The sequence below is a fragment of the Frigidibacter oleivorans genome (genome assembly GCF_003993775.1).
Classification (GTDB): domain Bacteria; phylum Pseudomonadota; class Alphaproteobacteria; order Rhodobacterales; family Rhodobacteraceae; genus Frigidibacter; species Frigidibacter oleivorans.
This window is the reverse complement of record NZ_RJRZ01000002.1, coordinates 145,096-169,550: the sequence shown is the minus strand read 5'-3', so window position 1 is coordinate 169,550 and position 24,455 is coordinate 145,096. Positions and strand designations below refer to the sequence as shown.

General features: G+C 69.1%; 25 protein-coding genes. 13 read left to right on the top strand and 12 right to left on the bottom strand.

Translation table 11 applies throughout. The features are described 5' to 3' along the window. Positions 1-123 precede the first annotated feature (123 nt). Positions 124-1,542, top strand: coding sequence for a cytochrome ubiquinol oxidase subunit I (locus EEY80_RS03865; protein WP_126975259.1), 1,419 nt, complete (start codon positions 124-126; stop codon positions 1,540-1,542). Beyond that, complete coding sequence (gene cydB / locus EEY80_RS03860) at positions 1,532-2,545, top strand: cytochrome d ubiquinol oxidase subunit II (protein ID WP_126975258.1); 1,014 nt, start codon at positions 1,532-1,534, stop codon at positions 2,543-2,545. Before EEY80_RS03865 ends, cydB begins: the two co-directional genes overlap by 11 nt. Here cydB and EEY80_RS03855 read toward each other — a convergent pair. Further along, positions 2,539-3,690 (bottom strand): bifunctional transcriptional activator/DNA repair enzyme AdaA, encoded by a 1,152-nt coding sequence (locus EEY80_RS03855; protein ID WP_126975257.1) that lies wholly within the window; start codon positions 3,688-3,690, stop codon positions 2,539-2,541. The two genes, cydB and EEY80_RS03855, sit on opposite strands and share 7 nt — an antisense overlap. A 157-nt stretch (positions 3,691-3,847) precedes the next feature. On the opposite strand from EEY80_RS03855, the gene EEY80_RS03850 reads away from it, so the two are divergent. After that, positions 3,848-4,132, top strand: coding sequence for an SCP2 sterol-binding domain-containing protein (locus EEY80_RS03850; RefSeq protein ID WP_126975256.1), 285 nt, complete (start codon positions 3,848-3,850; stop codon positions 4,130-4,132). Here the strand turns inward: EEY80_RS03850 and EEY80_RS03845 are convergent. Together EEY80_RS03845 and EEY80_RS03840 are read right to left on the bottom strand one after the other, a co-directional pair. After that, a complete protein-coding gene (locus EEY80_RS03845; RefSeq protein WP_126975255.1) occupies positions 4,129-4,845 on the bottom strand; it encodes a sulfotransferase-like domain-containing protein in 717 nt (238 codons plus the stop codon). The two genes, EEY80_RS03850 and EEY80_RS03845, sit on opposite strands and share 4 nt — an antisense overlap. Beyond that, entirely contained in the window at positions 4,842-5,726 is an 885-nt protein-coding gene (locus EEY80_RS03840) for a ribokinase (protein WP_126975254.1), read from the bottom strand. The genes EEY80_RS03845 and EEY80_RS03840 overlap by 4 nt, the downstream gene beginning before the upstream one ends. A 170-nt stretch (positions 5,727-5,896) precedes the next feature. Here EEY80_RS03840 and mutS point away from each other — a divergent pair, with 170 nt between their 5' ends. Next, the gene (gene mutS, locus EEY80_RS03835) at positions 5,897-8,509 is read left to right on the top strand and encodes a DNA mismatch repair protein MutS (protein ID WP_164738141.1); all 2,613 of its coding nucleotides are present in this window, start codon (positions 5,897-5,899) and stop codon (positions 8,507-8,509) included. 267 nt (positions 8,510-8,776) lie between these two features. Here the strand turns inward: mutS and EEY80_RS03830 are convergent, their stop codons facing one another. Both EEY80_RS03830 and hrcA read right to left on the bottom strand, forming a co-directional pair. Then, a complete protein-coding gene (locus EEY80_RS03830; RefSeq protein ID WP_126975252.1) occupies positions 8,777-9,319 on the bottom strand; it encodes a nucleotide exchange factor GrpE in 543 nt (180 codons plus the stop codon). A gap of 2 nt (positions 9,320-9,321) precedes the next feature. Continuing rightward, positions 9,322-10,389 carry a heat-inducible transcriptional repressor HrcA gene (gene hrcA / locus EEY80_RS03825; RefSeq protein ID WP_126975251.1) on the bottom strand — a complete coding sequence of 356 codons (1,068 nt, stop codon included), beginning with the start codon at positions 10,387-10,389 and terminating at the stop codon, positions 9,322-9,324. 245 nt (positions 10,390-10,634) lie between these two features. Here hrcA and rph point away from each other — a divergent pair, with 245 nt between their 5' ends. From rph to EEY80_RS03800, 5 genes are read left to right on the top strand one after another with little or no spacing between them, the layout of a single operon-like run. Further along, complete coding sequence (rph, locus tag EEY80_RS03820) at positions 10,635-11,348, top strand: ribonuclease PH (RefSeq protein ID WP_126975250.1); 714 nt, start codon at positions 10,635-10,637, stop codon at positions 11,346-11,348. After that, positions 11,345-11,956: an RdgB/HAM1 family non-canonical purine NTP pyrophosphatase gene (rdgB, locus tag EEY80_RS03815; RefSeq protein ID WP_126975249.1), complete on the top strand. Its 612-nt coding sequence runs from the start codon at positions 11,345-11,347 to the stop codon at positions 11,954-11,956. The genes rph and rdgB overlap by 4 nt, the downstream gene beginning before the upstream one ends. Beyond that, on the top strand, positions 11,953-12,330 hold the full coding sequence (locus EEY80_RS03810) for a RidA family protein (protein WP_126975248.1): 378 nt from the start codon (positions 11,953-11,955) through the stop codon (positions 12,328-12,330). The genes rdgB and EEY80_RS03810 overlap by 4 nt, the downstream gene beginning before the upstream one ends. 54 nt (positions 12,331-12,384) lie before the next feature. Beyond that, a complete protein-coding gene (gene hemW / locus EEY80_RS03805; RefSeq protein ID WP_126975247.1) occupies positions 12,385-13,548 on the top strand; it encodes a radical SAM family heme chaperone HemW in 1,164 nt (387 codons plus the stop codon). Beyond that, complete coding sequence (locus EEY80_RS03800) at positions 13,545-13,904, top strand: YbaN family protein (protein WP_126975246.1); 360 nt, start codon at positions 13,545-13,547, stop codon at positions 13,902-13,904. The genes hemW and EEY80_RS03800 overlap by 4 nt, the downstream gene beginning before the upstream one ends. Before the next feature lie 7 nt (positions 13,905-13,911). Here EEY80_RS03800 and EEY80_RS03795 read toward each other — a convergent pair whose 3' ends face one another. The 7 genes from EEY80_RS03795 to hemJ form a co-directional block, all read right to left on the bottom strand. Next, the gene (locus EEY80_RS03795; RefSeq protein ID WP_126975245.1) at positions 13,912-14,799 is read right to left on the bottom strand and encodes a ParB/RepB/Spo0J family partition protein; all 888 of its coding nucleotides are present in this window, start codon (positions 14,797-14,799) and stop codon (positions 13,912-13,914) included. 17 nt (positions 14,800-14,816) lie between these two features. Continuing rightward, complete coding sequence (locus EEY80_RS03790; protein ID WP_126975244.1) at positions 14,817-15,623, bottom strand: ParA family protein; 807 nt, start codon at positions 15,621-15,623, stop codon at positions 14,817-14,819. Continuing rightward, on the bottom strand, positions 15,616-16,230 hold the full coding sequence (rsmG, locus tag EEY80_RS03785; protein ID WP_126975243.1) for a 16S rRNA (guanine(527)-N(7))-methyltransferase RsmG: 615 nt from the start codon (positions 16,228-16,230) through the stop codon (positions 15,616-15,618). The genes EEY80_RS03790 and rsmG overlap by 8 nt, the downstream gene beginning before the upstream one ends. Beyond that, complete coding sequence (gene mnmG, locus EEY80_RS03780; protein WP_205749020.1) at positions 16,227-18,107, bottom strand: tRNA uridine-5-carboxymethylaminomethyl(34) synthesis enzyme MnmG; 1,881 nt, start codon at positions 18,105-18,107, stop codon at positions 16,227-16,229. The genes rsmG and mnmG overlap by 4 nt, the downstream gene beginning before the upstream one ends. A gap of 2 nt (positions 18,108-18,109) precedes the next feature. Then, the gene (gene mnmE / locus EEY80_RS03775) at positions 18,110-19,384 is read right to left on the bottom strand and encodes a tRNA uridine-5-carboxymethylaminomethyl(34) synthesis GTPase MnmE (protein WP_126975241.1); all 1,275 of its coding nucleotides are present in this window, start codon (positions 19,382-19,384) and stop codon (positions 18,110-18,112) included. A gap of 30 nt (positions 19,385-19,414) precedes the next feature. Beyond that, positions 19,415-20,695, bottom strand: coding sequence for a transcription termination factor Rho (gene rho / locus EEY80_RS03770; protein WP_126975240.1), 1,281 nt, complete (start codon positions 20,693-20,695; stop codon positions 19,415-19,417). A gap of 156 nt (positions 20,696-20,851) precedes the next feature. Beyond that, positions 20,852-21,301: a protoporphyrinogen oxidase HemJ gene (gene hemJ, locus EEY80_RS03765; protein ID WP_126975239.1), complete on the bottom strand. Its 450-nt coding sequence runs from the start codon at positions 21,299-21,301 to the stop codon at positions 20,852-20,854. A 417-nt stretch (positions 21,302-21,718) separates the two neighbouring features. Between hemJ and EEY80_RS03760 the strand changes: the two genes are divergently transcribed. Genes EEY80_RS03760 through dnaQ form a run of 4 tightly spaced genes read left to right on the top strand, consistent with a single transcriptional unit; the run spans position 21,719 to position 24,444 of the window. Continuing rightward, positions 21,719-22,315 (top strand): Maf family protein, encoded by a 597-nt coding sequence (locus EEY80_RS03760; RefSeq protein WP_126975238.1) that lies wholly within the window; start codon positions 21,719-21,721, stop codon positions 22,313-22,315. Next, complete coding sequence (locus EEY80_RS03755) at positions 22,312-23,151, top strand: shikimate dehydrogenase (protein ID WP_126975237.1); 840 nt, start codon at positions 22,312-22,314, stop codon at positions 23,149-23,151. Before EEY80_RS03760 ends, EEY80_RS03755 begins: the two co-directional genes overlap by 4 nt. Then, positions 23,148-23,750, top strand: coding sequence for a dephospho-CoA kinase (coaE, locus tag EEY80_RS03750; RefSeq protein ID WP_126975236.1), 603 nt, complete (start codon positions 23,148-23,150; stop codon positions 23,748-23,750). The genes EEY80_RS03755 and coaE overlap by 4 nt, the downstream gene beginning before the upstream one ends. Continuing rightward, the gene (gene dnaQ / locus EEY80_RS03745) at positions 23,743-24,444 is read left to right on the top strand and encodes a DNA polymerase III subunit epsilon (protein WP_126975235.1); all 702 of its coding nucleotides are present in this window, start codon (positions 23,743-23,745) and stop codon (positions 24,442-24,444) included. The genes coaE and dnaQ overlap by 8 nt, the downstream gene beginning before the upstream one ends. The last annotated feature ends 11 nt before the right edge of the window (positions 24,445-24,455 follow it).

The following is a 24,455-nucleotide window of genomic DNA, read 5'->3' as shown; positions in this document are numbered from 1 at the left end:
GCGACCTGCCGACGCGCTGCGACGACACGTCCCTCGATGAAGGGTGCAATCTACACATTTACAAGGCAGAATATGTTCAGGGACGCGACCCCCTGGGCCGCCGCCGACAAGAAGGGAAAACCGATGTTCGACGCTTTCGACGCGGAGGTGCTGGCGCGGATGCAGTTCGCCTTCACCGTCGCCTTCCACATCGTCTTTCCGGCCTTCACCATCGGCCTTGCCAGCTTTCTGGCGGTGTTGCTGGGGCTGTGGCTGACGACGCGCGAGCGGGTCTATCTGCGGCTCTTCGATTTCTGGAAGACGATCTTTGCCCTGTCCTTCGGCATGGGCGTCGTGTCGGGCATCGTCATGTCCTACCAGTTCGGCACCAACTGGGCGGCCTTCTCCGACAAGGCCGGGCCGGTGATCGGGCCGCTGATGGGCTATGAGGTGCTGACGGCCTTCTTCCTCGAGGCCGGGTTCCTGGGGATCATGCTGTTCGGGCGCAAGCGGGTGGGCGAGGGGCTGCACCTGTTCGCCACGCTGATGGTGGCCTTCGGCACGCTGCTGTCGGCGACCTGGATCCTCGCCGTGAACAGCTGGATGCAGACGCCCGCGGGCTTTGCGATCAACGAGGTCGGGCAGTTCGTGCCGGTGGACTGGTGGGCGGTGATCTTCAACCCCTCCTTCCCCTACCGGCTGGTGCATATGGTGCTGGCGGCCTACCTGACCACGGCGCTGGTCGTGGGCGGGGTCGCGGCATGGCACAAGCTGCGCGGCCGCGACGTGGCCGAGGTGCATCGCATGTTCACCATGGCGATGGGCATGATCCTGGTGGTCGCGCCGATCCAGATCTTCGCCGGCGACATGCACGGGCTGAACACGCTGGAACACCAGCCCGCCAAGGTCATGGCGATGGAGGGGCATTTCGAAAGCCATCCCGAGGGCGCGCCGCTGATCCTGTTCGGCCTTCCGGACCAGGAGGCGCAGACGGTGCGCTATGCGGTGGAAATACCGAAACTGTCCTCGCTGATCCTGAAGCACGACCTGAATGCGCCGCTGGCGGGTCTGGACACCATCCCGCGCGACGAACAGCCGCCGGTGCCGATCGTGTTCTGGTCGTTCCGCGTCATGGTGGCACTGGGCTTCGCCATGCTGGGGCTGGGCGGCTTTGCGCTGGTCCAGTTCCTGCGTGGCCGGCTGCATCACAGCCCGTGGCTGCACCGCTATGCGCTGGCGATGGGGCCGATGGGCTTCGTCGCGGTGCTGGCGGGCTGGGTCACGACCGAGGTGGGGCGTCAGCCCTGGACGGTCTATGGCCATATGCTGACGGCGGACAGCCTGTCGCCCGTCTCGGCCCCGGCGGTGGGCGCGTCGCTGGTGGCCTTCGTCGTCGTCTATTTCCTGATCTTCGGCACCGGGGTCTTCTACCTGCTGCGGCTGATGGCGCGCCTGCCCGAGGTCGACGAACAGGAACTGGTCGATGCGCCGATCCGGACCGCGGGCATCACCCCCGGCCCGGCCAATCCCGAACCCGCGAAGGAGACGCCCCATGCCCTTTGACCTTGCGTCCCTGCCCCTCGCCTATGTCTGGGCGGCGATCATCGCCTTCGCGGTGCTGGCCTATGTCATCATGGACGGCTTCGATCTGGGCATCGGCATCCTGTTCCCGCTGTTCCCGGAGAAGCACGACCGCGACGTGATGATGAACTCCGTCGCGCCGGTCTGGGACGGCAACGAGACGTGGCTGGTGCTGGGCGGCGGCGGGCTGCTGGCGGTGTTTCCGCTGGCCTATGCCACGATCCTGCCCGCGCTTTACGCGCCGCTGATCGTGATGCTGCTGGCGCTGATCTTTCGCGGCGTCGCCTTCGAATACCGCTGGCGGACGGACTCGCGCCGCTGGGACGCGGCCTTCTTCGGCGGCTCGATCACCGCGACCTTCGCGCAGGGCATCGCGCTCGGCGCGCTGGTGCAGGGGATCCGGGTCGAGAACCGCGCCTATGCCGGCGGCTGGTTCGACTGGCTGACGCCGTTTTCGCTGATGACCGGCGTGGCGCTGGTTCTGGGCTATGCGCTGCTGGGCGCCTGCTGGCTGGTGCTGAAGACGGAAGGCGGCCTGCGGGACGAGGCGCGGCACATGGCGCGGCGGGCGCTGGCGGGCACGCTCGCCGGCATGGGCGTGGTCAGCCTGTGGACGCCGTTCCTGCAGCTGGGCTATCTCGACCGCTGGTTCGAATGGCCGACGATGATCTTTTCGTTCATCGTCCCGGCGCTGGTGGCGGGGATGGCGCTGTTGCTGTGGCGCGGCCTGCAGCGGGGGCCGGACTGGCAGCCCTTCCTCTGCGCGCTCGGCCTGTTCGTGCTGGGCTATGCCGGGGTGGGTATCAGCTTCTTCCCCTGGATGGTGCCCTTCGCGCTGACGATCGAACAGGCGGCCGCCCCGCAATCCTCGCTGGTCTTCATGCTGGCGGGGGCGGTCGTGCTGCTGCCGATGATCCTCGCCTATACCGCCTATGCCTATTGGGTGTTCCGCGGCAAGATCGACCCGGAAGAGGGCTATCACTGATGCCGCAGGTCCTGCGCCGGCTGGGCTGGTTCGTGCTGCTGTGGCTGGCGGGGGTGGCGGCGGTGGGCAGCGTCGCCTTCCTGATCCGGCTGGTGCTGCTGTAGCCGGCGTTCCAGGTCTATCAGCGCCTGCTTGCGCCACAGCCCGCCGCCATAGCCGGTGAGCGAGCCGTCGGCGCCGATCACCCGGTGGCAGGGGATCACCAGCGCGATGCGGTTGGCGCCATTGGCGCGCGCCACCGCCCGCACCGCCGTGGGCCTGCCGATGGACTGCGCGAGCGCGGCATAGCTGCGCGTCTCGCCCGCCGGGATGCGGCGCAGTTCCTGCCAGACCATGCGGGTGAAGGGGCTGCCGGCCAGGGCCAGCGGCACCTCGAACCGGGCGCTGCGGGCGGCGAAGAAGCGGTCCAGTTCCCCGGCCACCTGCTCCATGGGTGCGGTGCGGCCCAGCCCGATGCCGCCCGCCTGCCGCCGCAGCACCGCCAGTTCCGACGGCAGCGCGCGGCGGTCGGCGAATTCCAGCAGGTGCAGCGCATGGGCATCGGCCACCGCCACCATCGGCCCCAGTGGCGTGTCGATCCAGTCCGCCCGCAGCAGCGCGTCGCCCGCGAATTCTGCCGGGCTGCCGCCCATCAGCCGGGCGAAGGCGGCGCGAAAGGCGCTCGGGCTGTCGAACCCCGCCTCCAGCTGCGCGTCGATCACCCGCCCGCCGCGGGCAATTTCCGTCATGCCCGCCTGCACCCGGCGCAGCCGCGCCATGTCGAGGAAGGTGATGCCGAACTGCCGGCGAAAGGCGCGGCGCACGGTCGAGGGGTCGAAGCCCATCGCGGCCACGTCCGCCTCGCTCCAGCGCCGGGCGGGATCGGCCTCCAGCGCCTCGGTCAGGGTGGCGATGGCGGGGTCGGCCCCGGCCTCGGGCGCCAGCGGATGGCAGCGTCGGCAGGGCCGGAACCCGGCGTCGAGGCATTCGGCCACCGTCGCGCGAAAGCTGCAATTGGCGCGCAGCGGCTTGCGCGCCGGGCAGGTCAGCCGGCAGAAGATGCCGGTGGAGGCGACGCAGACATAGGCGCGCCCGTCCCAGCCCGGATCGCGGGCCAGAAGCGCGTCATAAAGCACGTCGTCGGGGGGAAGCGGGAACAGGGTCATGCGCCGATCCTGACACGAGCCGCCCCGCCTGTCCGCCGGTTTCCGGGCGTGGATTTCCGATCGCGGCCCTCTGGCGAATTCGCGCCCGTGACGCCGCGCCCCGCTGGACAGCGCCCCGCCCGCCGCGCCAGATGCCCCCGCACAGCCGGAGATCCAGATGACACTCGACGACATCGCCGCCCGCATCGACCGCAAGCTGAAGGAAAAGCCCTTCGAGGGCTCGCTGAAATTTGATTGTGGAGAAGGCGGCGTGATCGTGCTGGCCGATGGCGGCGCCAGCCGGGTGGATCGCGATACCGACTGCACGCTGAAGATCAGCGAGGAGAACCTGGTGAAGCTGCTGTCGGGCAACCTGAACCCGATGACCGCGCTGGTCACCGGCAAGATCAAGCTGCAGGGCAATGCCGCCGTGGCGATGAAGCTGTCGAAGCTGATCGGCTAGATCCTGACCGCCGCCAGCCGGTCGTAGAAGGGCAGCGCCGCCGCGGCCAGCGCGGCATAGTCCGGGGCAAGCTCCGGCAGCGGGCCTTCCGCCCCGTCGAAGCCGGTCGAGCGGTGGACCGCCCCGTACCAGTGCGGCGCCCAGACCCCGTCGAAGGGCTTCGGCCCCGCCGGCCAGTGCAGCATCGCCGGCGTGAAGTCCAGCCCGATCGCCGCGCAGAGCCGCGACAGAACCGCCGCCGGATCGGCGCGGATATCGCCGCTGTCCACCACCACCGGCGCGCGGCCGGTCATCGCCGCCACCTGATCGTAAAGCTCCGCCTGCTGGACGAAGCCCAGATCGGCCAGCGTAGGCCCCTCGCGCTTGGCGGCGTAGGAGGCGACGACCCGGGCGGGATGGCGGATCAGGAAGACGTTGGTGCAATCGCGGATGAAGGACCGGTCGAAACCGTCGATCATGTGCAGCGTCATGTGCTTCTGGTAGAAATGCCGCGCGCCCCCCGGCGCGGGCGCGGCGCAGGCGCGGGCGACGATGTCCGGGTCGGCCTCATGCGCGGCGACGATCGCCTCGCGCATCGGATGGTCGATACCGGTCGCGGCCAGATAGGCCGCATAGAAGGGCTCGTCCCAGACCGCGCAATCGCCCCGCGCCGCGAAGGCATACATCATCGCCGTCGACAGGTTGCGCGGCCCCGACCACATCGCGATGTTCATGCGCCCGCCCCCGCCAGAAAGGCCTCGACCTCGGCCCGGGCCGGGATCGCATCCGCCGTGCCGTGCCGCGTCACCTTCAGCGCCGCCGCCGCCGCCGCCCGGCGCAGGGCCGCCTCGGGCGGGTCGCCCGCATCCAGCCCCGCCGCCAGATAGCCGGCGAAGGTATCGCCCGCCCCGGTCGTGTCCACCGCCGCCACCTTCGGCGACGCCACATGCAGGTGCAGCCCGCGCGCAGGTTCGATCCAGTCCGCCCCCGCCGCCCCCCGGGTGATCAGCAGCTGCGGCACCGGCACCGCCTCGGGCGCGCAGCCGAGCGCCGCGGAAAGCTGCGCCGCCTCGACCGCGTTCAGCGCCAGCAGCGTCACATGCGGCAGCACCGCCTGCACCGCCGCCACCTCGAACGGGGCGGCGGAATACATCACCCGCAGCCCCCGCCCCGCCGCCAGCATCGCCGCCCGCGCCTGATGCGCCGTCTCGTTCTGCAGCAGCAACAGGTCCCCCGGCGCGGCCCCCGCCAGCGCCCGGTCCACCGCGTCGAAGGCGAAGCCGTGGTTGGCGCCGTGATGGATGACGATGCTGTTTTCACCCGCCGCATCGACATTGATGATCGCATGGCCGGTGGCAGCCTCGACCCGTGCCACATGGTCCACCTCCACCCCCCAGCCGCGCAGCCGGTCCAGCGTCCAGCCGCCATCCGGCCCCACCGCGCCCAGATGCACCACCCGCGCGCCCGCCCGGGCCGCCGCCGCCGACTGGTTGGCGCCCTTGCCGCCCAGACCGGTGCGGTAGTCCAGTGCCGCCAGCGTCTCGCCCGGGCCGGGCAGATGCGGCAGGCGATAGACATGGTCGATGTTGATCGAGCCGAGGTTGTAGATCGTCATCGCCGCCCTGCCTGATCCTGCGTCCGGGCGAATCCTAGCTGCGCGGACCGGCCCCCACAACCGATCCGCGCGCCCGGCCTTTTCCCTGCGCCCGGGCTTCGCTAGGGTCCGCGGACAGCCAAGACGGGGCAGGCAAAGGGGGCAGGTTGTCCGAACCGACCGCAACGCCGATGATGGCGCAATATCTGCAGATCCGGGCCGCCAATCCGGGCGCGCTGCTGTTCTACCGGATGGGCGATTTCTACGAGATGTTCTTCGACGACGCGGTGGCGGCGGCGGCGGCGCTCGACATCGCGCTGACGAAGCGGGGCCAGCATCTGGGGCAGGACATCCCGATGTGCGGCGTGCCGGTCCATGCGGCCGAGGGCTATCTGCTGACCCTGATCCGCAAGGGATTTCGCGTCGCCATCGCCGAACAGCTGGAAGACCCGGCCGAGGCGAAGAAGCGCGGGGCGAAATCCGTGGTGGCGCGCGACGTGGTGCGGCTGGTCACCCCCGGCACCCTGACCGAGGAATCGCTGCTGGAGGCGCGGCGTCACAACTTCCTCGCCGCCTGGGCCGAGGTGCGCGACGCGGCGGCGCTGGCCTGGGTCGATATCTCCACCGGCGAATTCCGGGTGGCCGACTGCCCGCTGGTGCGCCTGCCGCCCGAACTGGCGCGGCTCGCCCCGCGCGAGCTGCTGGTGGCGGATGCGCGCGAGGCGGACCTGCGCCCGCTCGCCGCCGAGGCGCAGGCGGCGCTGACGCCGCTGGCGCGCGCCAGCTTCGATTCCGCCGGGGCGGAACGGCGGCTCTGCGACCTGTACGGCACCGCCACGCTGGACGCCTTCGGCAGCTTCGGCCGGGCGGAACTGGCGGCGATGGGGGCGATCGTCGATTATCTCGACCTGACGCAGCGCGGCCGGCTGCCGTTGCTGCGCCCGCCCCTGCGCGAAACCGCCGGCAGCGCGATGCAGATCGACGCCGCCACCCGGCGCAGCCTGGAACTGACGCAATCGCTGTCGGGCGGGCGCGAGGGATCGCTGGTGGCGGCCATCGACCGCACGGTGACGGCGGCGGGCGCGCGGCTGCTCGACCGGCGGATCGCCGCGCCCTCCTGCGACCTCGGCGCGATCCGCGCGCGCCACGCCGCCCTGCGCTGGCTGCTGGAGGACAACCGCCTGCGCGCCGACCTGCGCGACCGGCTGCGCCGCGCGCCCGACATGGACCGCGCCCTGGGCCGGCTGGCGCTGGACCGGGGCGGGCCGCGCGATCTGGCGGCGATCCGCGCCGGGCTGACGCAGGCCGGCCAGGTGGCGACGCTGCTGGACGGCGAGGTGCCGCCGCTGCTGGGCGAGGCCGCCACGGCGCTGACCGGGCATGAGGCGGTGCTGGCGCTGCTCGACGCTGCGTTGGTGGCGGAACCGCCGCTGCTGGCGCGGGACGGCGGGTTCGTCGCGGCCGGACATGACTCGGAACTGGACGAGACGCGCGCGCTGCGGGACGAGGGGCGCGGCGTCATCGCCCGGATGCAGGCCGACTATTGCGCCGAGACCGGCATCGCGGGCCTGAAGATCAAGCACAACAACGTGCTGGGTTATTTCATCGAAACGACCTCCGCCCATGCCGAGCGGATGATGGCGCTGTCCGACCGCTTCATCCATCGCCAGACCACGGCCAGCCAGGTCCGCTTCACCACGGTAGAGCTGAGCCAGCTGGAAACCCGCATCCTGAACGCGGCGCAGCACGCGCTGGCGATCGAGAAGCGGATCTTCGACGGCCTGCGCGCCGCCGTGCTGGCCGAGGCGGCGGCGATCAGGCAGGCGGCGCAGGCGCTGGCGCAGATCGACCTGGCCGCGGCCTTCGCCGAGATCGCCGCCGAGGCCGGCTGGTGCGAGCCGCAGATGGATGACAGCCGCGCCTTCGCCATCGCGGGCGGGCGGCATCCGGTGGTGGAGGCGGCGCTGCGCCGGGCGGGGCAGCCCTTCGTCGCCAATGATTGCGCGCTGACCGAGGGCGGGACCCCGGCGGTCTGGCTGCTGACCGGCCCGAACATGGCCGGCAAGTCCACCTTCCTGCGGCAGAACGCGCTGATCGCGCTGCTGGCGCAGGCCGGCGCCTTCGTTCCGGCAGAGCGGGCGCATATCGGCCTCGTCAGCCAGCTCTTCAGCCGGGTCGGCGCCGCCGACGACCTGGCCCGCGGCCGGTCCACCTTCATGGTCGAAATGGTCGAGACGGCGGCGATCCTCAACCGCGCCGACGACCGCGCGCTAGTGATCCTCGACGAGATCGGGCGCGGCACCGCGACCTGGGACGGGCTGTCGATTGCCTGGGCGGTGCTGGAACATCTGCACGGGGTCAACCGCTGCCGCGCGCTGTTCGCCACCCATTATCACGAAATGACGGCGCTCGCCGCCAAGCTGCCGGGGGTCGAGAATGCCACCGTCGCGGTGAAGGAATGGGAGGGCGAGGTCATCTTCCTGCACGAGGTGCGGCAGGGCGCGGCCGATCGCAGCTATGGCGTGCAGGTGGCGCGGCTGGCGGGGCTGCCGCCCGCGGTGATCGACCGCGCCCGCGTGGTGCTGGAGGCGCTGGAAAAGGGCGACCGCGAAGGCGGCGCGCGCAAGGCCGCCATCGTCGACGACCTGCCGCTGTTCAGCCGGGCAGCGCCGCCCGCCTCGGCCGCCGTGCCGAAAGGCCCCTCGCCGGTCGAGGCACGGCTCGCGGCGCTGCACCCCGACGAGCTGTCGCCGCGGGCGGCGTTGCAGGCGCTTTACGACCTGAAGGCACTGCTGGAGGGGTAACGGGATGGGGGCGCTGCCCCCGTCCGCCTGCGGCGGACTCCCCCGGGATATTTGCGCCGACAAGAAGCGCGCAAGCTTTCCTTAACCGGGATGCCGCAGCATCGGGATGCGGTACAGGCGGGGACGCCGATGACCGCCCGACGAGAAGCGGCCCGCCCCTGTGAAAAGGGCGGGCCGTGCCGCCCGAAGCCGGCGGGCACCTTCTTGTCGGCGGAAATATCCCGCGGGGGTGCGGGGGTGTGAAACCCCCGCGGGCGACGGCAGCCGTCAGGACTTCGGCATGGAACTGACGCCCACCTGCGCCGGGCGCAGCAGCCGGTCGTGCAGCATGAAGCCCTCGGCCATCACCTGGATGATGTCGCCGGCCTTGGTGCCGGGCAGCGGCGCCTCGAACATCGCCTGGTGCAGCTGCGGGTCGAAGGTATCGCCGACCTTGGGCGCCACCGGGGTCATGCCGTGCTTGACGAAGACATTGGTCAGTTCGCGCAGGGTCAGCTCCACGCCCTCGATCAGCGCGGCGGCGGCGGCGCGCTGTTCGTCGCCCGCCGCGTCGAGCGCCCGCTTCAGCGCGTCATGCACCGGCAGCAGGTCGCGGGCGAGCTTCGATCCGCCATATTGTTCGGCCTCGCGCCGGTCGCGGTCGGCCCGCTTGCGCGAGTTCTCGGCATCGGCGAGCGCGCGCATGAACCGGTCGCGCAGCTCGTCGCGTTCGGCCCGGATCGCCTCGATCTCGTCGAAGCCGGCCTCGTCGGCGGGTTCGGCGATCTGCGCCTGATCCTCGAGAATCTCGTCTTTCTTCGTCTCGCTCATGTCTACCCCTTGCGCCGGTCGGACAGCAGGCGCCCGACCAGTTGCGCCGTATAGTCGACGATCGGCACGATCCGCCCATAGTTCAGCCGGGTCGGGCCGATGACGCCGACGGCGCCGATGATCTTACGGTCAGCGTTCATATAGGGAGAGACCACCAGAGAGGAACCCGAAAGTGAGAAGAGTTTGTTTTCGGATCCGATGAAGATGCGCACGCCCTCGCCGGTTTCCGCCAGTTCGAGGAAGTCGGCGATGTCGCGCTTGCGTTCCAGATCGTCGAAGAGTTCGCGGATGCGGTTCAGCTCCTCGGCCTCGGCCGCGTTGATCAGGTTGGCGCGGCCGCGCACGATCAGCCGTTCATAGGGCCCGCCCTCGTTTTCCCACAGCACCCCGCCCGATTCGACCAGTTCCCGCGCGAGGATGTCGAGCTCCTGCCGCCGGGCCACGATCTCGCGCCCGATATGGCTGCGCAGTTCCGACAGGGTCTTGCCCTCGGCCAGCGCGTTCAGGAAGTTCGACGCCTCGCGCATCGAGCTCGGGGTCTGGCCGAGCGGCGGGCGGAAGACGCGGTTTTCCACATGGCCGTCGGCGAAGACCAGCACCACCAGCGCCCGGTCGGGACCCAGCTGCACGAATTCGATATGCCGCACCGGCGCCTCGTGCTTGGGCGCCAGCACGAGGCTCGCGCCCCGGGTGATGCCCGACAGGGCAGAGCCCACCCGGTCGAACAGCGCGGCGGTGTCGGCCTCGTTGGTGCCGAGCGTGGCGTCAAGGCGCTCGCGGTCGGCGGCGGACACGGTCGAGACTTCCATCAGCCCGTCGACGAACATCCGCAGGCCAAGCTGCGTCGGCACCCGACCGGCCGAGACATGCGGGCTGTCGAGCAGGCCGAGATATTCCAGATCCTGCATGACGTTGCGGATGGTCGCGGCGCTGACCTTCTCGCTCATGCTGCGGGTCAGGGTGCGCGATCCCACCGGCTCGCCCGAGTCGAGATAGCTTTCGACGACGCGGCGAAAGACCTCGCGGCTGCGGTCGTTCAGTTCGGCGAGGATCTTGCTGCCGTCGCTCATCGCCGCCGTTCCGCCACGCCCGCCCGCGACCCTTCTGCCTGTCCGCTGCAGCGGAGCCCCTGATGGAAGACAATTATTGAGCGGCAGCCGCCGGCGTCAACCGGGCGCGTCGCCGCGACCCCGGACGGTGCCGGCGATGTCGCCGCGCTGCACCGCGGGTCGCATCGGCGGGTTGCATCGGCGGGGGCCGCCCCTCTAATGGGCGCCAGACGAAAAAGACACGCCCGACAGCAAAGGACCACGTCATGCGCCCCTCTGGCCGGAAGCTCGACCAACTGCGCCCGATCTCGATCGAGACCGGGGTGACGAAACATGCCGAAGGTTCGTGCCTGATCCTGATGGGCGACACGCATGTACTGTGCACGGCCTCGATCGAGGAGAAGGCGCCGCCCTTCCTGAAGGGCACCGGCAAGGGCTGGGTCACGGCCGAATACGGGATGCTGCCGCGCGCCACCCACAGCCGCAACCGGCGCGAGGCGGCGGCAGGCAAGCAATCCGGCCGCACGCAGGAAATCCAGCGCCTGATCGGGCGCGCGCTGCGGGCGGGCGTGGATCTGCGCGCGCTTGGCGAACGCCAGATCACCATCGACTGCGACGTGATCCAGGCCGATGGCGGCACGCGCTGCGCCTCGATCACCGGGGGCTGGGTGGCGCTGCGGATCGCGGTGAAGCGGATGCTGGCGGCCGGGGCGCTGACCAGCGACCCGATCCTCGACCATGTCGCGGCGGTGTCCTGCGGCATCTATGGCGGGCAGCCGGTGCTGGACCTCGACTATGCCGAGGACAGCGAGGCGGGCACCGACGGCAACTTCATCCTGACCGGCGCAGGCAAGCTGATCGAGGTGCAGATGTCAGCGGAAGGCGCCACCTTCTCGCGCACCGAGATGGGGCAGCTTCTGGACCTGGCCGAGGCGGGCGTGGCCGATCTGGTCAAGGCGCAGAAGGCCGCGACGGCATGACCCGGCGGTTCAGCGGCGACCGGCTGCTGGTCGCCACCCACAACCGCGGCAAGCTGGAAGAGATGGCGGCGCTGCTGGCGCCCCATGGCGTCAGCGTCGTCGGCGCGGCCGAGATGGGGCTGCCGGAGCCTGCGGAGACGGAAGAGACCTTCGTCGGCAATGCCCGGATCAAGGCGCATGCTGCGGCGAAGGCCACGGGCCTGCCGGCGCTGGCCGACGATTCCGGCATCGAGGTGGATTGTCTGGGCGGCGCGCCGGGCGTCCACACCGCCGACTGGGCCGAAACCCCGGCCGGCCGCGACTTCGCGATGGCGATGACCCGCACCTGGGCGGACTGCGAGGCCATCGCGGCCCCCCTGCCCCGCACCGCGCGCTTTCGCTCGACGCTGGTCCTGGCCTGGCCGGACGGGACCGACGCGGTATTCGAGGGCAAGGTGGAAGGCCGGCTGGTCTGGCCGATGCGCGGCACGCAGGGTCATGGCTATGACCCGATGTTCCAGCCCGAGGGGTTCGACATCACCTTCGCCGAAATGGATCCCGCCCAAAAGAACCGCATCAGCCATCGGGCCGATGCCTTCCGCAAGTTCATCGAAGGATGTTTCGCATGAGAAAGCTGATCTCCTCTGGCTCCGAGTTCGAGAAGACGATGGGCTATTCGCGCGCCGTGGTGGCGGGCGACTGGTGCTTCGTCTCGGGGACCACGGGCTATGACTATGCCACGATGACCATGCCCGACACCGCCGCCGAGCAGGCCGAGAACTGCCTTGCCACCATCGCCGGGGCGCTGGCCGAGGGCGGCTTCTCGATGGCCGATGTGGTGCGGGTGCAATACACGGTCACCAACTCGGCCTGGGTCGAGGATATCGTGCCGGTGCTCGGGCGCCATTTCGGCGAGGTCCGGCCGGCGGCGACGATGGTCATCGCCGACCTGATCCGCCCCGAGATGAAGGTGGAAATCGAGGTCACCGCCTTTCGCGGCTGACCCTCAGCGATTATCTGGACCCGGTGGCCGAGTACGCGGCCCCGGGAGACGGCGATGGACGAGAGCCTCGAGGACTGGCGGAACGGTGGCTTCGGCCTGTACCTGCACTGGCCGTTCTGCGCCTCGAAATGCCCCTATTGCGATTTCAACAGCCATGTCGCGGCACGGGTGGACCAGCGCCGCTGGCAGGCGGCCTTCCTGTCGGAAATCGACCGCATCGGCGCAGAGACACGGGGCCGCATCCTTGACACCGTGTTCTTCGGCGGCGGCACGCCCAGCCTGATGGAGCCGGAGCTCGTGGCCGCGGTCCTCGACAGGGTGCGGGCGACATGGCCGATGCGGAACGATGCCGAGATCACGCTGGAGGCCAATCCCGGCAGCATCGAGGCCGGGCGGTTTCGCGGCTATCGACAGGCCGGGGTCAACCGGGTGTCGATGGGCATGCAGGCGATGAACGATGCCGATCTGCGGCGTCTGGGGCGGCTGCATACAGCGGCCGAGGCGCGGGCGGCCTTCGAGGTGGCGCGGGCGGAGTTCGACCGCGTCAGCTTCGACCTGATCTATGCCCGGCAGGACCAGAGCCCGCAGGACTGGGCGGCGGAGCTGAAGGCGGCGCTGGCGCTGGCCGTGGATCACCTGTCGCTCTATCAGCTGACCATCGAGGAGGGCACGGCCTTCGGTGCCCGCCATGCGGCGGGCGGGCTGCGCGGTCTGCCGGTCGAGGATGACGCCGCGGACATGTATGCGCTGACGCAAGACATCTGCGCCGCCGCCGGCCTGCCGGCCTATGAGGTGTCGAATCACGCGCGCGAGGGTGCGGAAAGCCGCCACAACCTGATCTACTGGCGCTATGGCGACTATGCAGGCATCGGTCCCGGGGCGCATGGGCGGTTGACGCTGGGGGGCCGAAAATTCGGCACCCAGACCCCGACGGCGCCGCAGGTCTGGCTGGAACGGGCCGAGGCCGGCAATGGCGAAGCCCCGCGCGAGGAACTGGGCTTGACGGAACAGGCGGATGAATACCTGCTGATGGGGCTACGGCTGGCCGAAGGGATCAGCCTCGCCCGACATGAAGCCCTTGCCGGATCGCCGATACCAGGCGACGCGATCCGCGACCTCCGGGAGTTGGGGATGATCGAGACCAATGCCGACCGGCTGCGCGCCACCGAACGGGGCCGGGCCGTGCTGAACGCCGTGATCCGGAAGCTGGCCGCATGATCGCGCGGATGCTGTGGGCGGGTCTGGGCTGGACCGCCCTGGGGCTGGGCGCGATCGGCGTCGTGCTGCCGCTGCTGCCGACGGTGCCCTTCGTGCTGCTGGCGGCCTTCGCCTTTGCCCGGTCGTCGGAGCGGGTGCATCACTGGCTGGTCACGCACCCGACCTTCGGCCCCCATATCCTCGCTTGGCGCGAGCGCGGGGCGATCCCGCTGCGCGGCAAGCAGCTCGCCTCGCTGTCTTTTGTGGGAAGCCTCGGTCTGGCGGTGCTGTTGCGGCTGCCGCCGCTGGCCATCGCCGGGCAGGCGCTGGCGCTTGCCTGCACGGCGCTGTTCATCTGGACGCGGCCGAGCGCCTGATCCCGCCTCAGCGCATCGTCGACAGGACGCGGCAGATCTCGTCCAGATCGTCCAGCGACTTGTAGGCGATGGAGATGGTTCCCCCCTCCCCCTTGTGGTCGATCTGGACCTTCATACCAATGGTAGCGGTCAGATCCTGTTCCAGCACCCGCGTATCGGCATCCTTGTCTGCCGTGGGCGCGGGCCGGTCCCGGGGCGCGCGCGGCTCGCCCACGCCCTTGGCCAGCCGTTCGGTTTCCCGCACCGACAGGCCCTTGGCGATGACCTGCCGCGCCAGGTCGGCGGCATCGTCGGTCACGATCAGCGCCCGCGCATGGCCCGCCGTCAGCCGGCCCTCGCGCACATGGTCCACCACCTCTTGCGGCAGGTTCAGCAGCCGCAGCAGGTTGGCAATGTGACTGCGGCTTTTCGACAGCGCCTCGGCCAGCTTTTCCTGCGTATGGCCGAAGCGTTCCATCAGCTGGCGATAGGCCATCGCCTCTTCGATCGGGTTCAGGTCGGCGCGCTGGATATTCTCGATGATCGCGACTTCCAGCACCTCGGTATCGTCGAGGTCGCGGACGATCACCGGCAGGTCATGCACCTGCGCCAGTTGCGCCGCCCGCCAGCGGCGTTCCCCCGCGACGATCTCGAAGCGGCCATCGCCGGCCTCGCGCACGATCAGCGGCTGGATCACGCCCTTTTCGCGGATCGAGGCCGCCAGCTCCTCCAGCGAGGCCTGGGCGAAGTCGCGGCGCGGCTGGTTCGGGTTTGGAACCAGCTTTTCCACCGGCAGGCGCAGGTCGGCGCGGCGCGGCTGATCGCGGGTTTCGCTGGCCGGGGTCAGGTTCACATCGGCCATCAGCGCCGACAGGCCGCGGCCGAGGCCCCGGCGTTCGGGTTTCTTGTCGCTCATCCCGTCCTCTTCGTTTCTCAGGCCGGCATCATGCAGCGTGCCAGCAGTTCCTGCGCCAGGGCTCGGTAGGCCTGACTGCCCTTCGACAGGCTGTCATATTGCAGCACCGGCACCGCATAGGACGGCGCCTCGGACACCCGGACGTTGCGCGGTACCACCGTGTCGAAGACCAGGTCCCCCAGCGTGTCGCGCGCGTCCTTTTCAACCATTTGCGACAGGTTGTTGCGCATGTCGTGCATGGTCAGCACCACACCCTCGATCCGCAGGTCGGGATTGGCGGTGGCGCGAACCTCGCGGATGGTGAGCATCAGCTGCGACAGGCCTTCCAGCGCAAAGAATTCCGCCTGCAGCGGCACCAGCACCGAATGCGCGGCGACCATGGCGTTGACGGTCAGCAGGCTCAGCGACGGCGGGCAGTCGATCAGCACGAAGCCCAGGGCGAAGTCGTCGATTTCCACCTGCCGCAGCGCATCGTGCAGCAGGAAGCTGCGCTTTTCATTGGCGACAAGCTGGATGTCGGCCGAGGACAGGTCGGTGGTCGCGGGACAGATCCAGATATTGGCGATACCGGAGGGACGCACAACATCTTGAAGTGGCGCATCTTCCAGCAACAAGTCATAGCTGGTCAGCCCCCGATCCCCGGGTTCCAGCCCCAACCCGGTCGAGGCATTGCCCTGCGGGTCCAGATCGACGATCAGCACGCGATGCCCGGCCTCTGCCAGCGCGGCGGCGAGGTTGATCGCCGTCGTCGTCTTCCCCACCCCGCCCTTCTGGTTGGCAACGGCGATGATGCGCGGTCCGGGCGGGCGGGACGGATCAGACATGGGCAACACCTGTCACTTCGAGGATGACCGCCTGCGAGTCGGTCTGGCTGGGATGTTTCTGCAGGTCGAAGCGCCAGCTGGCAAGCGCCTCGGCAATCTCTGCGGCATGATTGGCACCCTTCGGCAGAAGCGCCCTGCCCCCCGGCGCCAGATGCCGTTCGGCAAAGGCCAGCAGCTGCGGCAAGGGGGCCAGCGCGCGGGCGGACAGCACATCGGCAGACAGGGGCGCAACAGCCTCGATCCGATCGGCGAGCACCCGGACGTTCAGCCCCGTTTCCCGCGCGACGGTGGACAAGAACGCGGCCTTGCGCACATCGGATTCGACCAGCGTTACCGCCAGACCCGGGGCGCGCTCTGCGGCGAGGATCGCCACCACCAGCCCCGGAAACCCGCCGCCAGACCCGAGATCGGCCCAGCGGGTCGCGCCCGCCGGGCAGAGGTCGAACAGCTGGGCCGAGTCGCGAAAATGGCGGGTCCAGAGGTCGCCCAGCGTGGACTTCGCGACGAGGTTGATCGCTGGATTCCACTTTCGCAACAGCGACTCATAGGTTTCCAGCCGGTCGCGTGTTTCACGTGAAACATCTGCCAGCGAATCGGCGCCGGTCATCCCGCCGCGCGGCGGTTGTCCCGCCCCATCGCCTTCAGCCTGGCGAGGATCAGCGTCAGCGCTGCCGGCGTCATGCCGTCGATGCGACCAGCCTGCGCCAGCGTCTTCGGTTGCACCCGCGCCAGCTTGCCCTTCAACTCGTTCGACAGCCCGCCGAGGCTCGAATAGTCGAACCCGGCGGGGATTTCCTGCGTCTCGTCCCGCCGCATCGCTTGCACGTCGGCCTCCTGCCGCGCGATATAGTTGGCATAAAGCGCATCGCGGGCCAGCTGTTCGCGGATGCCCGGCGCGATCTCGGCCAGGGCTGGATCGGCCTGCATCAGCATGTCGAAGCTGGCATCCGGGAAGGACAGCAGCGCAAACCCGTTGCGGCGCAACCCGTCCTGGCTCGTCTTGATACCGATCTCGGCCGCTTCCTTCGGTGTCAGGCTCATCGCCTCCAGCCGCGACCGACCGGCCTGCAACGCCTCCATCTTCTCGCCGTAGGCCCGCGCCCGGTCTTCCCCCACACAACCGAGGCGCAGCGCCAGCGGGGTCAGGCGCTGATCCGCATTGTCGGCCCGCAGCGACAGCCGGAACTCGGCCCGCGAGGTGAACATCCGGTAGGGTTCGGTGACGCCGCGGGTCACCAGATCGTCGATCATCACGCCGATATAGCTGTCGGACCGCGAAAAGATCGCCTCGTCCCGCTCTTGCGCCAGCAGCGCCGCGTTCAGTCCGGCGACCAGACCCTGCGCCGCCGCCTCTTCATAGCCGGTCGTGCCATTGATCTGCCCGGCGAGGAACAGCCCCGGCACCGCCTTCAGCTGCAGCGTGGCGGACAGTGCACGCGGATCGACATAGTCATATTCGATGGCATAGCCTGGCTGGAGGATCGCGACATTCTCCAGCCCCCGCATCGACCGGACATAGTCGTGCTGCACATCCTCGGGCAGCGAGGTCGAGATGCCATTGGGATAGACGGTGTGATCGTCCAGCCCTTCCGGCTCCAGAAACACCTGATGCGACTCCTTGTCGGCGAAGCGCACCACCTTGTCCTCGATCGAGGGGCAATAGCGCGGGCCGACGCCTTCGATATGGCCGCCATACATCGCAGACCGGGACAGGTTGTCACGGATGATCTGATGCGTCCGGGCATTGGTATGGGTGATGCCGCAGGCGACTTGCCGGACGAAAGGCGTCTTGTGCAGGAAGCTGAACAGCACCGGATCCTCGTCGCCCGGCTGATCTTCCAGCACCGACCAGTCGATGGTGCGGCCGTCCAGCCGCGGCGGGGTGCCGGTCTTCAGCCGCCCCATCGGCAGGTCCAGCGCCCGCATCCGTGCCGCCAGCGGCAGCGAGGGCCGGTCGCCCATTCGCCCGCCCGGCCGCCGCACATCGCCGATATGGATCACGCCGTTCAGGAAGGTGCCGGAGGTCAGCACCACCGCCGGCGCCGCCAGCTCGCTGCCATCGGCCAAGACGACACCGGCAACCCGGTCCCCCTGCATCAGGAAGTCTGCCGCCTCGCCCTCGATCACGGTCAGGCCCGGCCGCGCCGCCATTTCCGCCTGCATCGCCTGCCGATAGATGCTGCGGTCGGCCTGCGCCCGCGGCCCCTGTACCGCCGGCCCCTTACGCCGGTTCAGCAGGCGGAACTGGATGCCGGCCTTGTCGGCCACGCGACCCATCACGCCATCCATGGCGTCAACCTCGCGCACCAGATGGCCCTTGCCGAGCCCGCCGATGGCCGGATTGCAGGACATGACGCCGATGGCATCGGCGCGCAGCGTCACCAGTGCCGTGGTCGCACCCATCCGCGCGGCGGCCTGTGCGGCCTCCGACCCGGCGTGACCGCCGCCAATGACGATGACATCGAACTGTTTCACGTGAAACACTCCTACTTGCCGATGCAGAAGCTGGAGAAGATTTCGCCCAGCAGATGCTCCACGTCGACGCGACCGACGAGCGAGTCGAGCGCGCGGATCGCGCGCCGCATCTCCTCCGCCGCCAGCTCTGCCTTGTGGGAGCCTTCCCTTACATCATCCCGCGCCGATTCCAAAGCCTCGATGGCGCGAAGGATTGCCAGCCTCTGCCTCTCGCGGGTCACGACCCCGGCATCCGACGCACGGGCCGACAGGATCGCGCCGATCCGGTCCATCAGCTCCGGCACCCCTGCCCCGGTCCGGCCGGAGACGCCGCCGCCCGCATCCGCCTTGCCGCGGATGACAATGTCCTCGCCCGCGGGTTCCAGCCCCTCGGGCAGACCGTCATCGACCATCAGGAACACGCGCAGGTCCGCGGCCCTCGCCCGCGCCAGCGCCCGTTCCACCCCGATCGCCTCCACCGCGTCCTCGGTCGCGCGCAGGCCGGCGGTGTCCAGCACCGTCACCGGCAGGCCGCGAAGATCCATCTGCACCTCGATCACGTCGCGCGTCGTGCCGGCATGTTCGGAGGTAATCGCCGCCTCGCGCCCCGCCAGCGCGTTCAGCAGCGTGGACTTCCCCGCATTCGGCAGCCCGACAATGGCGACCTCGAACCCGTCCCTGATGCGTTCGGAAACCAGGGCGCCCGCCGCCTCGCGCCGCAGTTCGGCCAGAACGCCTTCCAGCAGCACCGTCACCTCGGGCGTCACATCGACCGGTACATCCTCATCCGCAAAGTCGATGGTCGCCTCGATCAGCGCCGCCGCACGGATCAGCCGCGCACGCCACGCCTCTGCCCGTGCACCTACCGCGCCCGACAGCACCCGCAGCGCCTGACGCCGCTGCGCCTCGGTCTCGGCTTCGATCAGGTCCGACAAGCCCTCGACCTGCGCCAGGTCCAGACAGCCGTTTTCCAGCGCCCGCCGCGTAAACTCACCCGGCTCCGCCAGCCGCAGGCCCGGCAGGTCGCCCAGAACCCGCAGCACGGCATTCACCGTGGCGATGGAACCGTGCAGCTGGAATTCGACCACATCCTCGCCAGTGAAGCTCGCGCCCGCCCCGAAACACAGGACCAGCGCCTGATCCAGCGGCTCGCCCCGGTGGCGCAGCAGCCGCAGCGCACTGTGCCGGGGCTTGGGCAGGCTGCCGGCCAGCGACTGCCCGGCCTCCATCGCCCGGGGACCCGAGATGCGGATGACCGCCACCCCGGCCCGGCCACGCGCAGAGGCCAAGGCGAAAATCGTCTTCATCGTCTCCTGCCGGATCGGTCCTGGCCGGCGTCAGCCGTTCATCGATTCGAAGAATTCGCCGTTGGTCTTGGTCTGTTTCAGCTTGGAAATCAGGAACTCGATGGCATCGGTCGTGCCCATCGGGTTCAGGATCCGGCGCAGCAGATAGGTCTTCTGCAGATCGCGCGATTCCACCAGCAGGTCTTCCTTCCGGGTGCCGGATTTCAGGATGTCCATTGCCGGGAACACCCGCTTGTCGGCGACCTTCCGGTCCAGCACGATCTCGGAGTTGCCGGTGCCCTTGAACTCTTCGAAGATGACCTCGTCCATCCGGCTGCCGGTATCGATCAGCGCCGTGGCGATGATGGTCAGCGAGCCGCCTTCCTCGATGTTCCGCGCGGCGCCGAAGAAGCGTTTGGGGCGCTGCAGCGCATTCGCGTCGACACCACCGGTCAGCACCTTGCCCGAGCTCGGCACCACAGTGTTGTAGGCGCGCCCAAGTCTGGTGATCGAGTCGAGCAGGATCACAACATCTCGCTTGTGCTCGACCAGACGTTTCGCCTTCTCGATCACCATCTCGGCCACCGCAACGTGGCGCGAGGCCGGTTCGTCGAAGGTCGAGGACACGACCTCGCCCTTCACGCTGCGCTGCATGTCGGTCACTTCCTCGGGCCGCTCGTCGATCAGCAGCACGATCAGATAGCATTCGGGGTGATTGACCTCGATCGAATGCGCGATGTTCTGCAGCAGCACCGTCTTGCCGGTGCGCGGCGGTGCCACGATCAGGGCGCGCTGCCCCTTCCCGATGGGCGCCACAAGGTCGATGATCCGGGCCGAGCGATCCTTGATCGTCGGATCCTCGATCTCCATCTTCAGCCGCTCGTTCGGGTAAAGCGGCGTCAGGTTGTCGAAAGCGACTTTGTGGCGGGCGCGGTCGGGATCGGTGAAGTTGATCTGTTCGACCTTGGTCAGCGCGAAGTAACGCTCGGCCTCCCCCGGCGCGCGGATGATGCCGGACACGGTGTCGCCGGTGCGCAGCGAATACTGGCGGATCATGTCAGGCGAAACGTAGATGTCGTCCGGACCCGGCAGATAGTTCGCCTCGGTCGACCGCAGGAAGCCGAAGCCGTCCTGCAGCACCTCCAGCACGCCGTCGCCGCCGATGTCATAGCCTTCCTCGTCGGCATATTCGCGCAGGATCGAGAACATCATCTCGCCCTTGCGCATGGTCGAGGCGTTCTCGATCTCCAGCTCCTCGGCCATCGCCAGCAGGTCGGCGGGGCTCTTGGCCTTGAGTTCGAAAAGGTTGAGACGGTCCTGGGTATCGGTCATGGCGCTCGGAACATGCGGGCACACCCCGAAGGCGGGGCGGCGGACAAAAGACTACGGGGGGCGCATCGGGCCGGACGGCCCTGCTGGTGGCGTCACATAAGGATGCCCGGGCCGCGAGTCAACGCTGCCGGCCCTTCGACGGCGAGAAACCCGCCTTCAGAACTTCACGATGACCGAGAAGACGATGACCAGCAGCAGCAGCGTCGGCACCTCGTTCATCATCCGGTAGGTGCGGCCGCTGCGGCTGTTGTCGCCGCGGGCGAACTCCTTGCGGCGCAGGGCCAGCCAGTGGTGATACCAGGTCATCGCCAGCACCGCCGCGGCCTTGGTCCAGGGCCAGACCATCGTCCAGTCCACGATCCCCGGCGTGAAGACCAGCGCCAGCCCGAAGATCCAGACTGCCAACATTGACGGGTTCATGATGTAGCGCAGCAGCTTGTGTTCCATCACCGTGAAGCTGTCGCCCGGTTCGCCCGGCGCCTGCCCGCGTTCGGCGTGATAGACGTAGAGCCGCGGCAGATAGAAGATCCCCGCCATCCAGGTGATGACCGCGATCACGTGCAGGCTCTTGGTCCAGGGATAGATCGTCGCCAGCAGGTCGGTCATCTTCGTGCTCCGTCAGTCTTCAGCTCTTCTTAAAGACAAAGAATAAAGAGAGAAGAGTAGATGATGTCGTAGGGCCTGTGGGTAACGGGATCACGGGCCTTCGACGGGGTTCATCCACATCGTCCGCAGGGTGTGGAAAGACCTGTTGGCAGTTCTGCCGCAGAGTCAAGATATACGGAAAGCCATTTTAGAACAGAGAGTTGCGAGGGGAAGTTTCACAGGATAGCTGTGGATAACTATTGAAGATCCCGGCCGACCGGGCGCTGTCCACACCCCGTGGACGGCGCCGCGCACATGTGAAAAACCCGCCCTCGCGCGGTTGACAGAGCGGGCGGAATCCGGTGACCGAAGGGGGACCGCCCGATATCCCCGCCGCCCCCGGCCGGTTGCCCGCCACTTTTCCACAGGATTGCCCGCGTGACGCCGATCATCCTCGCCTCTGCCTCGGAAACGCGGGCCAGCCTCTTGCGCAACGCGGGACTGGCCTTCGAGGTCCATCCCGGCCGCGTCGATGAAGAGGCGATCCGCCACGCGCTGACGGCCGAGGGCGCGACGCCCCGCGACATCGCCGATGCCCTGGCCGAGATGAAGGCGCGCAAGGTATCCGAGCGGTGGCCCGAGGCGCTGGTGATCGGCGCCGATCAGGTGCTGGAGCTGAAGGGAAAGGTCTTCGCCAAGCCCGGCTCGCCTGATGCAGCCCGGGCACAGTTGGCCGAGCTTGCGGGAAAAACCCACCGCCTGCTGTCGGCCGCCGTGGTATATCGCGCGGGTCAACCGCTCTGGCGGCATGTGGGCGAGGCGCGGCTGACCCTGCATGACCTGACCGAGGGCCAAATAGACGCCTATGTGGCGCGCACCTGGGAGGACATCCGGCATTCCGTCGGCTGCTACCAGATCGAGAAGGAGGGCGTGCGGCTGATGTCGCGCATCGAAGGCAGTCATTTCAGCATTCTGGGCCTGCCGCTCGTGGAACTGCTGAACTGGCTGAGGCTGCGGGGGGAGCTCGCGCCATGACAGATCATCCGCGGATCCCGCTGGCGGGCGTCATCGGCTCGCCGGTCGCGCATTCGCGTTCGCCCGCGCTGCATGGCTATTGGCTGCGGCGCTATGGCATCGCCGGGGCCTATGTCCCGCTCGACATCGCGCAGGCGGACCTGCGCGATGTTCTGGCGGCCTTGCCCAAGGCCGGGTTCGTCGGCTGCAACGTCACCATCCCGCACAAGGAAAGCGTGCTGCAGATCGCCGATGTGGTGACCGACCGCGCCGCGCTGATCGGGGCGGCCAATACCCTGATCTTCCGCAAGGACGGCAAGCTGCATGCCGACAATACCGACGGCTATGGCTTCATCGCCAACCTGCGCCAGCAGGCGCCGTTCTGGGCACCCGCGGCGGGTCCGGCGGCCGTCTTCGGCGCGGGCGGCGCGGCCCGCGCCGTCGTCGCCTCGCTGCTTGAAGTGGGCGTGCCGGAAATCCGTCTCACGAACCGTACGCGGCCGCGGGCCGAGGCGCTGCGCGCGGAATTCGGCGCGCGGATCGTGGTGCATGACTGGGTGCAGGCGGGCGCGATGCTGGAAGACGTCGCCACCGCGGTCAACACAACCTCGCTCGGCATGACCGGCAAGCCCGAGTTCCTGGCCCCGATGGATGCGCTGCCGCAGACGGCGGTGGTGACGGACCTGGTCTATACCCCGCTGAAGACCCGGTTCCTGAAGACGGCTGAAGAGATGGGCTGCACCACGGTGGACGGTCTGGGCATGCTGCTGCATCAGGCGGCCCCGGGGTTCGAGCGCTGGTTCGGCCAGCGGCCCGAGGTCGATGCAGAGACCCGCGCCGCGGTTCTGGCCGGATGAGGCCGTTCCGGCTGGGCCTGACCGGCTCCATCGGCATGGGCAAGTCGACGACGGCCGCGATGTTCGGCGAACTCGGCGTGCCGATCTGGGATGCGGATGCGGCGGTGCATCGGCTCTATGCGCCGGGCGGGGCGGCGGTGGCGGCAATCGCCGCGCTGCACCCGGCGGCGGTGCGGGATGGCGCGGTCGATCGCGGCGTGCTGAAAGACTGGATCGCCGCCGACCCCGCCGCCCTGTCCCGGATCGAGGCGGCGGTGCATCCGCTGGTTGCCGCCGACCGTGCCGAATTCGTCGCGCAGGCGGCGGCACAGGGCGCGGTGCTGGTGCTGCTGGACATCCCGCTGCTGTACGAGACCGGGGGCGAGGCGCAGGTCGATGCGGTGGCCGTCGTGTCCGCCCCTGCCGAGGTGCAGCGCGCGCGGGTGCTGGCCCGGCCCGGCATGACCGAGGCGCAGCTGGAGCTGATCCTCGCGCGGCAGATGCCGGATGCCGACAAGCGTGCCCGCGCGGATTACGTCATCCCCACCGTCGATCTTGCGCAGACCCGCGCCGCCGTGGCAGCACTGGTGTCCCGGCTGAAGGACCGACCCGATGCGTGAAATCGTTCTCGACACCGAAACCACCGGCTTCGAACCCGGCGAGGGCCACCGGATCGTCGAGATCGGGGCGGTGGAACTGGTGAACCTGATGCCCACCGGGCGGACCTATCACCAGTACATCAACCCCGAACGCGCCATGCCGCAAGAGGCCTTCGACGTGCACGGGCTGGGCGACGACTTCCTGCGCGACAAGCCGGTCTTCGCGCAGGTGGCGGATGCCTTCCTCGCCTTCATCGGCCCCGATTCGAAGCTGGTCATCCACAATGCCGCCTTCGACATGAAATTCCTGAACGCCGAACTGTCCTGGTGCCGGCGTCCCCCGATCGCGCAGGACCGGGCGGTGGATACGCTGGCCATCGCGCGCCGCCGGTTCCCCGGCTCGCCCGGCTCGCTCGACGCGCTGTGCCGCCGCTTCGGCGTCGACAACTCGTCGCGGGAAAAGCATGGCGCGCTGCTCGACAGCGAGTTGCTGGCCGAGGTCTATCTGGAACTTCTGGGCGGCCGGCAGCCGGATTTCGCGCTCGGCGGTCCGATGGCGACCGGACTTTCCACGGCGGCCGGACAGCCCGCCGGCTGGCGGCCCCGCCCGCGCCCCGTGCCCCTGCCGCCCCGCCTGACCGAGGCCGAGGCGGCCGCCCATGCCGCCTTCGTGGCTGGGATGGGCGAGGCCGCGCTGTGGAACCGCTATCGCTGAGGCGCGGCAGA

Coding starts and splice junctions, on each gene's coding strand:
- EEY80_RS03865 (WP_126975259.1), top strand. CDS start 124: ATGTTCGACGCTTTCGACGCGGAGGTGCTGGCGCGGATGCAGTTCGCC.
- cydB (WP_126975258.1), top strand. CDS start 1,532: ATGCCCTTTGACCTTGCGTCCCTGCCCCTCGCCTATGTCTGGGCGGCG.
- EEY80_RS03855 (WP_126975257.1), bottom strand. CDS start 3,690: ATGACCCTGTTCCCGCTTCCCCCCGACGACGTGCTTTATGACGCGCTT.
- EEY80_RS03850 (WP_126975256.1), top strand. CDS start 3,848: ATGACACTCGACGACATCGCCGCCCGCATCGACCGCAAGCTGAAGGAA.
- EEY80_RS03845 (WP_126975255.1), bottom strand. CDS start 4,845: ATGAACATCGCGATGTGGTCGGGGCCGCGCAACCTGTCGACGGCGATG.
- EEY80_RS03840 (WP_126975254.1), bottom strand. CDS start 5,726: ATGACGATCTACAACCTCGGCTCGATCAACATCGACCATGTCTATCGC.
- mutS (WP_164738141.1), top strand. CDS start 5,897: ATGATGGCGCAATATCTGCAGATCCGGGCCGCCAATCCGGGCGCGCTG.
- EEY80_RS03830 (WP_126975252.1), bottom strand. CDS start 9,319: ATGAGCGAGACGAAGAAAGACGAGATTCTCGAGGATCAGGCGCAGATC.
- hrcA (WP_126975251.1), bottom strand. CDS start 10,389: ATGAGCGACGGCAGCAAGATCCTCGCCGAACTGAACGACCGCAGCCGC.
- rph (WP_126975250.1), top strand. CDS start 10,635: ATGCGCCCCTCTGGCCGGAAGCTCGACCAACTGCGCCCGATCTCGATC.
- rdgB (WP_126975249.1), top strand. CDS start 11,345: ATGACCCGGCGGTTCAGCGGCGACCGGCTGCTGGTCGCCACCCACAAC.
- EEY80_RS03810 (WP_126975248.1), top strand. CDS start 11,953: ATGAGAAAGCTGATCTCCTCTGGCTCCGAGTTCGAGAAGACGATGGGC.
- hemW (WP_126975247.1), top strand. CDS start 12,385: ATGGACGAGAGCCTCGAGGACTGGCGGAACGGTGGCTTCGGCCTGTAC.
- EEY80_RS03800 (WP_126975246.1), top strand. CDS start 13,545: ATGATCGCGCGGATGCTGTGGGCGGGTCTGGGCTGGACCGCCCTGGGG.
- EEY80_RS03795 (WP_126975245.1), bottom strand. CDS start 14,799: ATGAGCGACAAGAAACCCGAACGCCGGGGCCTCGGCCGCGGCCTGTCG.
- EEY80_RS03790 (WP_126975244.1), bottom strand. CDS start 15,623: ATGTCTGATCCGTCCCGCCCGCCCGGACCGCGCATCATCGCCGTTGCC.
- rsmG (WP_126975243.1), bottom strand. CDS start 16,230: ATGACCGGCGCCGATTCGCTGGCAGATGTTTCACGTGAAACACGCGAC.
- mnmE (WP_126975241.1), bottom strand. CDS start 19,384: ATGAAGACGATTTTCGCCTTGGCCTCTGCGCGTGGCCGGGCCGGGGTG.
- rho (WP_126975240.1), bottom strand. CDS start 20,695: ATGACCGATACCCAGGACCGTCTCAACCTTTTCGAACTCAAGGCCAAG.
- hemJ (WP_126975239.1), bottom strand. CDS start 21,301: ATGACCGACCTGCTGGCGACGATCTATCCCTGGACCAAGAGCCTGCAC.
- EEY80_RS03755 (WP_126975237.1), top strand. CDS start 22,312: ATGACAGATCATCCGCGGATCCCGCTGGCGGGCGTCATCGGCTCGCCG.
- coaE (WP_126975236.1), top strand. CDS start 23,148: ATGAGGCCGTTCCGGCTGGGCCTGACCGGCTCCATCGGCATGGGCAAG.
- dnaQ (WP_126975235.1), top strand. CDS start 23,743: ATGCGTGAAATCGTTCTCGACACCGAAACCACCGGCTTCGAACCCGGC.